Annotated in this window: 3 protein-coding genes; all 3 read left to right on the top strand. The window is 68.8% G+C overall.

Features of this window, described 5'->3' with window-relative positions; genetic code table 11:
* Window positions 1-273 precede the first annotated feature (273 nt).
* Genes ACZ6YI_RS16200 through ACZ6YI_RS16190 form a run of 3 tightly spaced genes read left to right on the top strand, consistent with a single transcriptional unit; the run spans window position 274 to window position 14653 of the window.
* Complete coding sequence (locus ACZ6YI_RS16200; RefSeq protein WP_465779561.1) at window positions 274-7110, top strand: amino acid adenylation domain-containing protein; 6837 nt, start codon at window positions 274-276, stop codon at window positions 7108-7110.
* On the top strand, window positions 7107-13493 hold the full coding sequence (locus tag ACZ6YI_RS16195) for an amino acid adenylation domain-containing protein (RefSeq protein ID WP_465779560.1): 6387 nt from the start codon (window positions 7107-7109) through the stop codon (window positions 13491-13493). Before ACZ6YI_RS16200 ends, ACZ6YI_RS16195 begins: the two co-directional genes overlap by 4 nt.
* A gap of 29 nt (window positions 13494-13522) precedes the next feature.
* The gene (locus ACZ6YI_RS16190; RefSeq protein ID WP_440330083.1) at window positions 13523-14653 is read left to right on the top strand and encodes a glycosyltransferase family 2 protein; all 1131 of its coding nucleotides are present in this window, start codon (window positions 13523-13525) and stop codon (window positions 14651-14653) included.
* Window positions 14654-14656: the final 3 nt, after the last annotated feature.

Below are 14656 nucleotides of genomic sequence, written 5' to 3'. Positions count from 1 at the left end.
ACGGCCCATCGGCCAAACGCCTACCCCGGCTAGCGCGCTGGTTGTATAGGCCGCCCCTCGCGCCAGGGCTATAAATGATTCCGCGAGCGCAGGCTATTGGAGGCCTGCGGAGTACACGGGGGATCGCATGAAAGCCGACGGGATGGTGGGGCGCGGAAGGTACCAGGGGAGCGAATTCGGGGCGGCGGCCAGCCAGGCTGGCGCTGCCCTGGGCGTCCTCGGCCTTTCGGCCTATGCCCTTGCGTCGGGTGATCACCGGCGCGGGGTATGGGCATGAACAACGAGCTTCCCTTTGATGCATCCCTTGATCTGACGGTACAGGCGCGGTTCGCGCGTGTGGTGGCGGCGTGGCCGGAGCGGCTGGCTGTCGCGTCCGATGATCTTTCGCTTACCTATGCGGAGCTGGATGCGCGGAGTGATGCGATCGCTTCCGGGTTGTGCCAGGCGGGGGTTGAGCCGGGGTCGTATGTTGCGCTGTTGATGGAGCGTTCGGCGTTGGCTCTCGCTGTGGTCATGGGGGTGTTGAAGGCTGGGGCGGCTTATCTGCCGATTGATGCGAGCTGGCCGGCGGAGCGGGTGGCGTTTGCGTTGCGGGATGCGGATGTGGCTGCGGTGGTAGCAGATGTGCCGGCTGACGTGGTTACGGATGAGGTTACGGTGTTTGGGATTGGGGAACTTGAGCGCGCGGCTTCGTCCCATCGCGCGCAAGCGCGCTCCCACAACAGCATTGGCAATAGCATTGGCAACAGCCAGGGCAACGGCGGCGGGGATGACCTGGCTTATGCGATGTATACGTCGGGGTCGACTGGGACTCCCAAAGGCGTTGAGATCCGGCATAAGTCGATTCTTCGGCTGGTCTGCAAGTCGGATTACATTGATTTCGAGGCGCCGCGGGTTTTGCATGCGGCGCCGCTTGGGTTTGATGCTTCCACGCTTGAGATTTTCGGGCCGCTGTTGAATGGCGGAACCTGCGTGGTCTATCAGCAGCGCGTGCCGACGGGCTGCGGTATCGCGCGGACCGTGAAGGCGCATGGCGCCGAGGTGGCGTGGCTTACCGCTGCTTTGTTCAACGCGATCGTCGATGACGATGCCACGAACCTCGCGGGCCTGCGTTGCATCCTGACCGGTGGCGAGGCGCTTTCCGTGCCGCACGTGCGCAAGGCGCTCGCGGCGCTGCCGGCGACGACACTGATGAATGGTTACGGCCCCACCGAGTGCACGACGTTCACGACGACGTATCGCATTCCGCATGAACTGCCGGAAGACCAGGGTGCGATTCCCATTGGCGCGGCTATCGGTGAAACCTCGCTGCACGTGTGGGATGAGCAGCGGCAGCCAGTGGCGGACGGTGAGATTGGCGAGCTTTATATCGGCGGTACCGGTGTGGCGCGTGGCTATCTCAACCGGCCGGAGCTGACGACGGAGCGCTTCGTCGCTTCGGAGCATGGGACGTTGTACCGCACGGGGGATCTCGTGCGGTTTCTTCCGGATGGGAATCTTGCCTTTATCGGGCGTGCCGATGGGCAGGTGAAGATCCGTGGCTATCGGATTGAGACTGGGGAAGTTGAGTTTGCGTTGCGGGCGTTGCCGGGGATTGCCGCCGCTGCGGTGATTGCGCGGGAGGATCAGCCTGGGGATAAGCGGTTGGTGGCCTATTACGTCGAGGTGGATGGCACAACCGATCGCGCGCAAGCGCGCTCCCACAGGGATGGGCTTGCGCGCGTGCTTCCTGAGTACATGGTGCCTACCGCGTGGGTGCGGATGGAGGCATTGCCGATCAATGTGAATGGCAAGCTGGATCGCAAGGCGTTGCCTGCGCCGGATCGTGCCCGGCCGGAGCTGGCGGCGCCTTATGTGGCCGCGCGTGGTGCCACCGAGCTTGCCCTTTGCACCGTCTTCGCGGAAACCCTCGGCGTGGAACGCGTCGGCCGCGAAGACAACTTCTTTGACCTCGGCGGCAACTCCCTGCTGGCGACGCGCGCCATGTCGCGCATCCACGCGGAGTTGTCCGCCGTCCCTACCCTCGTGGGCTTCTTCGCGGAGCCGACACCGGCTGCGCTGGCGGCCACGATCGAGGGGCGCGCCACCCGGCAGGCGTTGGCGGGACGCCTGGCGAGTGGCGCGCCAGCGGGGGGAGAGCCGGTGGCGATCATCGCCATGGCCGGCCGCTTCCCCGGTGCGCCGGATGTGGAAACCTTCTGGGACAACCTGTGCGAAGGGCGCGAGTCGATCCGCTTCTTCTCGCCGGAGGAACTTGACCCCGCGGTGCCGGCGAGCGACCGCGAAGACCCGGGCTATGTGTTCGCCCGCGGCATCGTCGATAACGCCGGCGATTTCGATGCGCCGTTCTTCGGCATGTCTCCGCGCGAGGCCGAACTGACCGACCCGCAGCAGCGCCTGTTCATGGAGCTGTGCTGGGAGTGCATGGAGCGCGCCGGCTACGTGCCCGACGGCCAGGACGCGCCGGTCGGCGTGTTCGGTGGCATGCACAATGCCACTTACTACCAGAAGCACATCAGCGGCCGTCCCGACCTGATCGAGAAGCTCGGCGCCTTCCAGGTGATGCTGGGCAACGAGAAGGATTACGTCGCCACCCGCGTGGCACACAAGCTCAACCTCACCGGCCCGGCGATCAGCGTCAACACCGCGTGCTCCACCTCGCTGGTGGCGATCGCGCAGGCCTTCGACGCGCTGCGCGCGGGCCGCTGCGACATGGCGCTGGCCGGCGGCGCATCCATCGCCTGCCCGCCAAACAGCGGTTACATCGCGCAGGAAGGCTCAATGCTCTCGCCGGACGGCCACACCCGCACGTTCGACCTGAACGCGCAGGGCACGGTCTTCAGCGATGGCGCCGCCGTGGTGCTGCTCAAGCGACTCTCCGATGCGCTGCGCGACGGCGACCCGATCTACGCCACGATCCGGGGCGCAGCGATCAACAACGATGGCGCGGTGAAGGCCAGCTTCACCGCACCGAACGCCGCCGGCCAGGCCGCCGTGATCACCATGGCGCTGGATAACGCCGGCGTGCAGGCGCGTGACATCTCTTACATCGAAGCCCACGGCACCGCCACGCCACTGGGCGATCCGATCGAAATTGAAGGCCTCACCCAGGCCTTCCGCCAGACCACCGCCGACAATGCGTTCTGCGCGATCGGTTCGCTGAAGAGCAACGTTGGCCACCTGGTGATGGCCGCCGGCGCGGCCGGTGTCATCAAGACCGCGCTGGCGATGAGCGAGCGCCGCCTGCCGCCATCGCTGCACTACACGGCGCCGAACCCACGCCTGAACCTCGCCCAGTCGCCCTTCGTGGTGAACGACACACTGCGGCCGTGGCAGAGCGCCGGCCCGCTGCTCGCTGGCGTGAGCTCGTTTGGCGTGGGCGGCACCAATGCCCATGTGATCCTCGAGGAAGCCCCGGCGCGCACGCCCTCGGACGTTGCCACGGGTCCCCAGCTACTCACGATTTCCGCCCGCACCCCGGCCGCGCTGGCCGCGGCCGCGGGCCGGCTGGCCGATCACCTCGCCATGCATCCGGACGGCAACCTGGCCGATACCGCGTTTACCCTCGCGAAAGGCCGCAAGGCGTTTGGCCAGCGCACGCACGTCGTCGCGGTGTCGGCCACGGATGCCGAGGCCCGTCTGCGCGATATCGCCGCGGCCGCCATCTGCCATACCAGCAGCAACCCGGCACCGGGCGTCGTGTTCCTCTTCCCCGGCCAGGGCTCGCAGTACGCCGGCATGGGCCGCGAACTGCATGCCACCGAGCCGGTATTCCGCGCGGCGATCGATGAGGTCGCCTGCGCGTTGCGCGACGAGCTCGGCTTCGACCTGCGCGAGCGCATGTTCGATGACGATGCCGATGCGCTGAAGGCGACCGCCCTCACCCAGCCGGCGACCTTTGCGCTCGAGTACGCGCTGGCTCGCCGCTGGATGAGCCTGGGCGTGCAGCCGGCAGCCATGATCGGCCACAGCGTCGGTGAATTCACCGCCGCCGTCCTCGCTGGCGTGATGTCGCTCGGCGACGCCGCCCGCCTCGTCGCCCGCCGCGGCCGCCTGATGCAGGCGCTGCCCTCGGGTGCCATGCTTTCCGTTCGCCTGGGGGCCGCCGAACTGCGGGCGCGACTCCCGGGTGCTTTGTCTCTCGCAGCCGAGAACGCACCGAACGCCACGGTGGTTTCGGGTACGCATGCCGATGTCGACGCGTTCCGGATCACCCTGGAGCACGAAGGCGTCGCCTGCCGCCTGCTGCACACCTCGCACGCGTTCCACTCGACCATGATGGATCCGGTGCTGGATGCGTTCCGCGCCGAAGTCGACGCCATGGCGCTGCATGCGCCGCAACTCCCGATCATCTCCACCGCCACCGGCGCGCCGCTGAGCGACGCCGATGCCACCTCCGCGGCTTACTGGACCCGCCACCTGCGCGACACCGTCCGTTTCTCGCCCGCGCTGCTGCATGCGCTGGACGAGGCGACGCATGCGTTCGTCGAGGTGGGCCCGCGTAGCGCCCTGACCCAGCTGGGTCGGCAGCACGCGCAGGCGCGTGGGCGCACGTTCATTGCGTCGCTGGGCGATAACGCCGGTGAGGAGCGCGCCGCGCTGCTGGATGCGGCGGGTGCGCTCTGGGCTGCCGGCGTCCCTGTCGATGTCGATGCATTCGACCACCGCGCCAACCGCCGCCGCGTGCGTTTGCCGACGTATGCGTTCGAGCGGAAGCGGCATTGGGTGGAGGCGAGGCCTGCGGCTTCGGTGACCGCTATTGCTGCTGGTTTGCCGCTGCAGGTTGAGAGTGTGGCGCGAACGGCGTCGCCCACAGGGTGGGCTCCTACGCCTGTGGCGCCGCTTGCTGAGAATTCGCGGTTCTATGAATCCGAGCACGTTGAACCTTTGTCTACTTTGCTCCAGGCCCTGGAGGCCATGCCGATGCCCGCCGCTTCCGCCCGTCCGCAGCGTCTTGTGACTGAACTGGTTGCCTTGTTCGAGGATGTATCGGGCACGGAGCTCGAGGACATCGACCCGGGCGCTAACTTCGTTGAACTGGGCCTTGATTCACTTTCACTCACCCAGGTGGCCTTGCAGCTGCAGAAGACCTACGCGCTGAAGATCACCTTCCGCGAACTGATGGATGGCTGTTCCTCGTTCGAGCGCCTCGCGGCGCATATCGATCGTCTCCTGCCGGCGGATACCGCGCCGGCGGCACCCGTGGCCGCGCCGGCGCCTGTCGCCGCACCGGCCATGGCGGCGGCACCGGTCACGCCTATCGCGGCCGGTGGTGGGTTGATCCAGGACGTGATCGCGCAGCAGATGCAGATCATGCGGGACCAGCTGGCGTTGCTGTCGGGCGCTGCCGCCCCGGCGGTGGTTTCTGCTCCGGCGCAGGGGGGCGGCTACACCGCTCCGTTGGCCGGCGGCGATACCGCCGGATCGCGCGCAAGCGGCGCTCCCACGACAGCCCCCACGCCCGAGACCCATGGCACCCCCGTGGGAGCGCGTCTTGCGCGCGATCCGTCGGCGCAGCCGGCGGCCAACGCGAGCGGCGACGCCGAAGAAGCCGCACTGGCCCACACCACCTACGACGTCAAGAAAGCCTTCGGCGCCATCGCCCGCATCCACTCGGGCGGCACCGACCTCAGCAACCGCCAGCGCGCCCGCCTGGATGCCTTCATGCGCCGCTACATCGAGCGCACCAAGGCCTCCAAGGCCTACACCACCGAGCACCGCGCCCACCTGGCCGACCCGCGCGTGGTCAACGGCTTCCGCCCGCTGCTCAAGGAAATCATCTACCAGATCGTGGTGGAACGCTCGAAGGGCCCGAAGGTGTGGGACCTCGACGGCAACGAGTACGTCGATGCGCTGAACGGCTTCGGCATGAACCTGTTCGGCTGGCAGCCCGATTTCGTGCTCGACGCCGTGCGCGAGCAGCTGGATGCCGGCTACGAGATCGGCCCGCAGCATCCGCTCGCCGGCACCGTGGCGAAGCAGGTCTGCGAGCTCACCGGCTTCGACCGCGCTGCGCTGTGCAACACCGGCTCTGAAGCGGTGATGGGTTGCGTGCGCGTCGCCCGCACCGTCACCGGCCGCGACACCCTGGTGATCTTCACCGGCTCGTACCACGGCATCTTCGATGAAGTAATCGTGCGCGGCACGAAGAAGCTGAAGTCCGTGCCGGCCGCGCCGGGCATCCTGCGCAACACCTCCGAACACGTGCTGGTGCTCGACTACGGCACGCCCGAATCGCTGCAGATCATCCGCGAGCGCGCGCATGAGATCGCCGCCGTGCTGGTCGAACCGGTGCAGAGCCGCCGCCCGGATTTCCAGCCAGTGGAGTTCCTGCAGGAGCTTCGCGCGATCACCGAGGAAGCCGGCTCGCTGCTCATCTTCGACGAAGTGGTCACCGGTTTCCGCTCGCACCCGCGCGGCGCCCAGCACGTGCTCGGCATCGACGCGGACATGGCCTCATACGGCAAGGTCGTCGGCGGAGGCTTCCCGATTGGCGTCATCGCTGGCAAGCGGCGCTTCATGGATGCGCTGGATGGCGGCGACTGGCGCTTCGGGGATGCCTCGGTGCCGACGGTCGGCGTCACTTACTTCGCCGGCACTTTCGTGCGCCACCCGCTGGCCCTGGCCGCGGCGCACGCGGTGCTCACCCACCTGAAGGCGAACGGGCCGGAACTCCAGGCCACGCTGAACAGCAAGGTGACCGCCATGGCGGACGAGATGAACGCCTTCTGCTCGAGCGTCGGCGCCCCGATCAAGGTGGTGCACTTCGCCTCGGTGTGGAAGACCACGTTCACCGAAGACCACCCGCTGCAGGACCTGCTGTTCGCGATGATGCGCAGCCGCGGCATCCACATCCTGGACAACTTCCCCTGCTTCTTCACCACCGCGCATCGCGAGGAAGATTTCGCTGCCATCGCGAGCGCGTTCCGCGAATCGATCCTTGAAATGCAGGAAGCGGAATTCCTGCCGCGCCAGCGCGAAGTAGCCAGCTTCGATCCGGACCAGCCGCCCATGCCGGGCGCCAGGCTGGGCAAGGATCCGGATGGCCAGCCCGCCTGGTTCGTTCCCAACCCGGATGCGCCGGGCAAGTACCTGAGGGTTACCGCATGACGCCCAACGAGCTGGCCGCCGCCACAGCGGTCGACTATGACCCGTTCGCCGGCGCGCCCGTCGCGCGCCTCGTGCCGACAACGGAACCGCAACGCGAGGTGTGGCTGGCATCCCGGCTGGAGCCGGAAGCCTCGCTGGCGTACAACGAAGCGGTAGCGATCAGCCTCAGGGGCTTGCTCGACGTGCCGGCCCTCGAGTGGGCGCTGCAGGCGATCGTGGATCGCCATGAGGCGCTGCGCTCGACCTTCAGCGGCGATGGCGAAAGCCTGTTCGTCGCCGAGCACGTCAACCTGCCGGTCGCATCGCACGACCTGAGCCTGCTGGCTCCGTTCGAGAGCGATGCGCGGCTGATGGCGGCCTACTCACGGATCGTCACCACGCCGTTCGACCTGGAACACGGCCCGCTGGTCCGCGCCGAGCTCTTCCGGCTCACCGCGGACCGCCACATCCTGACCATCGCCGCCCACCACATCGTGTGCGACGGCTGGTCGTTCGGCGTGATCGTCCGCGACCTCGCCATGCTTTACGCGCAGCGCATCGGCCAGGGCCCCGGCCCGGCCCCCGCGCACGCGTTCTCGAACTTCGCGTTGGCCGAGGCCACGCACGCTGGTACGGGAACGGCACGGGAAGACGAACAGTACTGGCTGGCCCGCTTTGCCGGCACGGCACCAGCACTGGACCTCCCCACCGACCGCTCGCGTCCGCGCCGCCGTACGTTCACCTCACGGCGCGAAGACCGCACGCTGGATGCCACCGAGGTCGCCGCCATCAAGCGCCTCGGTGCATCCCACGGCGCCAGCCTGTATGCCACCCTGCTCACCGGCTTCGCCCTGCTGCTGCGCCGCGTGGCGGGCCAGGACGATGTCGTGATCGGCATCCCCACCGCGGGCCAGGCCGCCGAAGGCCTGGATACGCTCGTCGGCCACGCCGTCAACGTGCTGCCCCTGCGCGCGCGCATCGATGATGCCGCCAGCTTTGGCAGCACGCTCGGCACCGTGCGCAACGACCTGCTCGATGCGTTCGAGCACCAGCGCTACACGCTGGGCAGCCTCCTGCCCAAGCTATCCATGGCGCGCGACCCGTCGCGCTTGCCGCTGGTAAGCGTGCTGTTCAACCTGGATGCCGTGCTTGACGAGAGCACGGTGACCTTCCCGGGCCTGCGCTTCAGCGTCGATGCGGTCCCGCGCGAATACGAGAACTTCGAACTCTTCATCAACGCCGTGCAGGTCGATGGTGCGCTGCGCCTGGAGTGCCAGTACAACGCCGACCTGTTCGAGGGCGCCACGATCCAGGGCTGGCTCGATGCCTATGCCACCCTGCTGCGCGAAGCGGGCCGTGAACCCACGGAAGCCGTGGCGAAGCTGCCGCTGGTCTCCGATGCGGTGTATCGCGAACTGGCCGCCCTGCAGCCCGCCCCAACGCCGTTCCCGGAACTACGCCTGGCCCACGAGTTCTTCGAGCAGCAGGTCGATCGCGCGCCCGAGCGCGCCGCCGTGCGTTATGGCGACCGCTCGCTCAGCTACGCCGCGCTGGAATCGCGCGCCAATCGCATCGCCAACAGCCTGCGCGAACGTGGCATCGGCCACGGCGCGCTGGTCGGCATCTCGCTCGCCCGCGGTCTGGACATGGTGGCCGCGGTCCTCGGCGTGATGAAGTCCGGCGCCGGCTACGTGCCGCTCGATCCCGCCTTCCCCGCCGATCGCCTCGCCTTCATGGCCGAGGATGCCGCGCTGGCCGCGCTGGTCGTCGATGACGACACGCCGCTGTCCTTCGCTTTCGATGCGGAGCGCGTGATCGCGCTCAACAGCGATGAAGTGAAGCTCGCCTCCGTCGATCGGCCGGAGCGCAACCGCAAGGCCGCCACGCCCGATTCCGTGGCCTACGTGATCTTCACCTCCGGCTCCACCGGCCGGCCGAAGGGCGTGCGCGTGCCGCACCGCTCCGCCGCCAACTTCCTCACCAGCATGCAGCGCGTGCCGGGCATCGCACCGGACGACCGCCTCGTCGCGGTGACGACGCTCTCGTTCGACATCGCGTTCATGGAGCTGATGCTGCCGCTCACCAGTGGCGCCGAGATCGTGGTCGCGGGCCGCGATGACGTGCGCGATGGCGCGCAGCTGCGCCGCCTGATCGAAGAATGCGATGCCACCATGATGCAGGCCACCCCGGCCGGCTGGCGCCTGCTGGTCGATGCCGGCTGGCATGGCCGCCCGGCGTTCCGTTCGGTCTCCGGCGGCGAGCCGCTGCCGGTCGACCTGGCCGAGGCGCTGCTCGATCGCTGCGGCGAGGTGTGGAACGGCTACGGCCCCACCGAGACCACGGTGTATTCCACCTACTGGCGGGTTTCCGATCCGCGCGAAGGCATCTACATCGGCCGGCCGATCGCGAACACCACCGTGCACATCCTGGATGAGCAGGGCCAGCATTGCCCGCTCGGCGTGCCGGGCGAGATCCATATCGGCGGCGCCGGCGTCACCCTGGGTTACCTGGAGCGCCCCGACCTGACGGCCGAGCGCTTCCTCGCCGACCCGTGGTCGGAGACGCCCGATTCGCGCATGTACAAGACCGGCGACCGTGGCCGCTGGCTGGCCAACGGCATGCTCGAGCACCTGGGCCGCCTGGATTTCCAGGTGAAGGTGCGCGGCTACCGCATCGAGCCGGGCGAGATCGAGTGCGTGCTCACCGATATCGCTGAAGTGGCGCGCGCGGTGGTGATCGCGCGCGAAGACCGCCCGGGCGATGTGCGCCTGGTCGCCTATGTCGTCGGCAAGGACGGCACGGCGCTCGACGAGGACATGCTGCGTGGCCGCCTGCGTGCGCGCCTGCCGGACTACATGGTCCCGCAGCACATCATGCTGCTCGATGCGATCCCGCTGCTCCCCAATGGCAAGACCGACCGCAAGGCGCTGCCGGCTCCGATGGCGCATTCCCTTGCGGAAGCCGGTGAACGCATCGCCCCGAGCAACGACGACGAGCGCCGCGTGGCCGCCGCGATGGAAGCGGTGCTGTGCCTGCCCGACCTCGACGTGCGCGATGATTTCTTCGCACTGGGCGGCCACTCGCTGCTGGCCGCGCAGCTCACCGCGCGGCTGAACCGCGAGTTCGGCATCACCCTTTCGTTCCGCACGCTGTTCGATGCCCCGACGATCGAGCAGCTCGCCGCCGCCATCGGCTCGCAGGTGGCCAGCGGCAGCACGCCGGCCGCCGAGCCGATCGTGCACCGCGCGGATACCGCGCAGGACCACGCGCCGCTGTCGCTGATGCAGCGTCGCCTCTGGGCGCTGGAACGAATGCACCCGGGCCGCGTCACGTACAACGCCCCCTCGGCGCACCGCCTGCGCGGGCCGATGGACGAGCACGCGTTCGACATGGCCTTCCAGGCGCTGATCCAGCGCCAGCCGAGCATGCGCACCGCGATCCGTGACATGGGCGCGGACGTGATGCAGGTGGTGCAGCCGCAGCTCACCTACCCGCTGTTCCCGGCGGAAGATCTCAGCCAGTTGCCGGTGGACGAACGCGAAGAGCGGCTGATGGGCCGCCTGCGCGAGCTGACCGACACGCCGTTCGACCTGGCCACGGCGCCGCTGTTCAGCGCGCGCATGTTCAAGCTGGGCGAAGGCGACTACGCCATGTTCTTCATGCCGCACCACATCATCTGGGACGGCTGGTCGTTCGATATCTTCTACAACGAGCTCTCCGCGCTGTACCGCGCGTTCGCCGCCGGCCAGCCCTCGCCGCTGGCCGCGCTGCCGGTGACCTACGGCGATTTCGCCGAGTGGCACGCGCACTGGCTCGACTCCCCGGCGTTCCAGACCCAGCTCTCGTTCTGGCGCGATCGCCTGGCCCAGGTCGGCGACGTGCGCGCCCTGCCCACCGATTACCCGCGCCGCCCCGGCATGTCCGGGCTGGGCCGTACCGAGTGGATCCACGTGTCGCGCGAACACACGGATGCGATGCACGACGTGGCCCGCCAGGCCGATGCCACGCTCAACATGACCCTGCTCGCGCTGTACTTCGCCATGCTTTCCAGCTCGGCGGGCCAGCGTGACCTCGTGGTCGGCACCCCGGTGCGCGCCCGCAACCAGACCGAAGTCGAATCGGTCATGGGCTACTTCAACAACCTGCTGCCGCTGCACGTCCACGTCGACCCGGGCCTCTCGTTCCTGGAGTTCGTGCGCCACGTGAAGCGCACGGCGATCGACGCCTTCGGTTCGCCGGATGTGCCGCTCGAATACCTGCAGCGCGAGCTCAAGGTCGGCCATGGCGCCGGCGCGACGCTGTACCAGGCCCTGTTCTCGTTCCAGGATGCCCGCCAGCGCGCGGTCGACTGGGGCGGCCTGGAGCATGAGCAGATCCTGCTGTTCCAGAGCGGCGCGACCGAAGACCTCGGCATGTGGTTCCTCGAGGGCCAGCGCGGCATGGTGGGTGGCGTCACCTACAACGCCGACCTGCTCCAGGCCGGTACTGCGCGGCTCATGCGCGAACGCTACCTCGACATGATGCACGTGGTGTCGCAGAACCCCTCGATCGCGGTGGGCCAGCTCACCGCGGCAAGCGCGCCCGAACGCGAGCGCATGCGGACCTGGAACGCCGGTTGCGGCGGCTCGCCGCTGCCGGCGGACCTGTTCGCCATGGTCGACGCCCAGGCCGCGCAGACGCCCGACAGCACCGCCGTGCGCCACGGCCTGCGCAAACATACCTACGCCCAGCTGATCGGCGAGGCCACGCGCATGGCAACGCTGCTGCGCGACCGCGGCGCGGTCAACGGATCCGTCGTCGGCCTGTGCGTCGAGCCCGGCTTCGACCGGATCGCGGGCGCCCTCGCGATCGGCCTCACCGGCGGCACGGCGCTGCTGCTCGATCGCGCCGATCCGGCAGCCCGTCTGCGCGATATCGTGACCGACGGCCGCATGACCGTGCTGATCGGCGACGCCGCGCTGGAAGCGACGCTCGACTGGCCGCGTGCCTGCGCCCTGTGGCTCGATGCCGACCACGCCGAGCTGGAAAGCACCATCGGTGATGCCAGCACCTTCGAGAACCGGGTCTGCGCGGAGGCCGCTGCCATCGCCTTCCATGTGCCCGGCCCGGACGGCCGCGCCCACGGCGCATCGCTTTCGCACGCCGCTATCGCGAGCATGGTGCACGGGCTGGCCGATGCGCTCGCGATCGACGCGGGCCAGTGCCTCGGCGGCGATGCCATGCCGGCCGACCCGATGTCGGTGATCGAACCGCTGATGGCGCTGTGCTGCGGTGCGACCTGGGAAGTGCAGGAACCGCACGGCCTGGCCCGCGGTGAACTCGCCGACCTCGATTGCTTCATCGCCTCGCCGGAAACCTGGAACGCCCTGTTCGAACAAGGCTGGGCCGGCGACGGCCAGCTGCGCGCCGCGATGCTGGGCGGCACGCCCACGCAGGAAACCGCGACGCGCATCGCCGATGCGACGGCCGGCCTTTGGACCCTGTTCGGTGACGCGATGACGGCGCCCGCCGCCACTTGCGGCCGGGTGGAACGCGCCGCCGATGCGCTGCACGCGGGCCGCCCGATCGGCAGCAACGAACTGTGGGTGCTCGACAGCGATGGCGAGCCCTGCCCGATCGGTGCAACCGGTGACATTGCGATCGCCGGCGGCGCGCTTTCCCAGCGCTTCGGCACGCGCGCCACCGCGGAACACAGCCCCGGCGACGAACGCCTGCTGCGCACCGGTTACCGCGGTCGCTGGCTGGCCGACGGCCAGGTCCAGGTGCTGGACCGCGAGGACCGGCGCATCCGCCGCCAGGGCCTGGATGTGGAACCGGCCGCCGTGGAAGCCGTGCTGCGCGCACAGACCGGCATCGTCCGTGCGCTGGCCGTGCCGCATACCAACCGCCTGGGTGAACAGCGCATCGATGCGTACGCGGTCGGCGCACCCGGCTTCCAGCCGGACGCCGAAAGCCTGCGCGCCGCGCTCGCCGCCGAGCTACCGGCCTGGGGTATGCCCGCGCACCTGATGCTGCTCGACGCCATGCCGCTGCTGCCCACGGGTGAGCCCGATATCGAAGCGCTGCCGCTGCCGGAAGAGCACGCCACGATGCGCCAGGCGGAGGCACCGGCCAACGAGCCGACCACCGAGAGCGAGCGACTGCTGGCCAGCGTCTGGCACGAGCTGCTCGGCACGACCCGTATCCGTACCAGCGACAACTTCTTCGACGTAGGCGGCCATTCGCTGCTGGCGGTCGACATGGCGCAGCGCGTGCAGAAGATGACCGGCATCCAGATGAACCTGCTGGATATCGCGAACGGCACGCTCGGCACCCTGGCGGCCGACCTGGCGGTGGCGACGCCAGCGGCGCCACCACCCGCCAAACGCAACGGCTTCCTCGGGAAGCTGTTCGGTCGCGGTTGATCCACGACGTCGACGAGGGGGGAGACGTCATGACACACATCGTCTGGCTGGCCTGTTGGGGCTCGGCGCTGCTATTGGCCCACGTGTTCGTGGGCTACCCGCTGCTGATGTGGCTGTGGGCACGCGCCCGCCCACGGCCGGTGGCACGCGCGCCGTGGCTGCCGACGGTAAGCATCGTCGTCGCCGTGCACGATGGCGAGCGCTACATCCGTACCAAGCTGGCCAACCTGCAGGGCCTGGATTACCCGGCCGAACTCATCGATATCGTCATCGCCTGCGATGGCTGCCGCGACCACACGGTGGCGATCGCCCGACGCAGCACCGACCCACGCCTGACCGTGCTCGATTTCCCGAACCGGCGCGGCAAGGCCGCCTGCGTGAACGACGCCGTCGCGCTCACCCGCGGCGAAGTGCTGTTGATGACCGATGTCCGCCAGCGCCTCTCGCCTTCCGCGCTGAAGGAGCTCGTCGCGAACCTGGCCGACCCCGAGGTGGGCGCGGTGGGCGGCGAGCTGCACATGGAGAACGTCCGCACCGGCTTCGCCCAGGGCGTGGATTTCTACTGGCGCTACGAGAAGATGATCCGCCACGCGGAAAGCACCGCGGGCTCGATGATCGGCGTGACCGGCGCGATCTATGCGATCCGCCGTTCGCTGTTCCAGCCGTTGCCCGCCGGCACGGTGCTCGACGATGTGCTGGTGCCGATGCGCGTGGCCGCCCAAGGCAAGCGCGTGGTGTTCGAGCCGCGCGCCATGGCGTGGGACCAGCCCTCGCAGGAGCCCGAGGCCGAGCGCCGGCGCAAGATCCGCACGCTTGCCGGCAACTTCCAGCTGCTGCAGCTCGCCCCGTGGCTGCTCTCGCCTTTCCACAATCCGCTGTGGTTCTCCTTCATGAGCCACAAGGTGCTGCGCCTGCTGGCACCCTGGCTGATCGTGGCGCTGTTCCTCAGCACCGGCCTGTTGTTCAACCGCCACCCGATGTACGCCCTGGCCTTCGGTGGCCTGGGCGCGGGTGCGCTGCTGGTGGGCCTGGCCCGCCTGCGTCCCCGCCTGGGCCGCTGGATGCCCGCGCGGATCGCCGTAGCGTTCTTCTACCTCAACCTTTTCGCGGCGCAGGCCCTGCTGGCCTTCGCCCGTAACCGCAGGCTGCACCTATGGTGATCG

This window comes from Luteibacter sp. NPDC104163 (genome assembly GCF_055584245.1).
Note: the sequence above shows the minus strand (reverse complement) of the source record. Positions and strands in the feature narration are given on the sequence as shown.

Bases quoted from the DNA above. Each gene is read 5' to 3' on its own strand.
- ACZ6YI_RS16200 (WP_465779561.1), top strand. From the start codon at position 274: ATGAACAACGAGCTTCCCTTTGATGCATCCCTTGATCTGACGGTACAG.
- ACZ6YI_RS16195 (WP_465779560.1), top strand. From the start codon at position 7,107: ATGACGCCCAACGAGCTGGCCGCCGCCACAGCGGTCGACTATGACCCG.
- ACZ6YI_RS16190 (WP_440330083.1), top strand. From the start codon at position 13,523: ATGACACACATCGTCTGGCTGGCCTGTTGGGGCTCGGCGCTGCTATTG.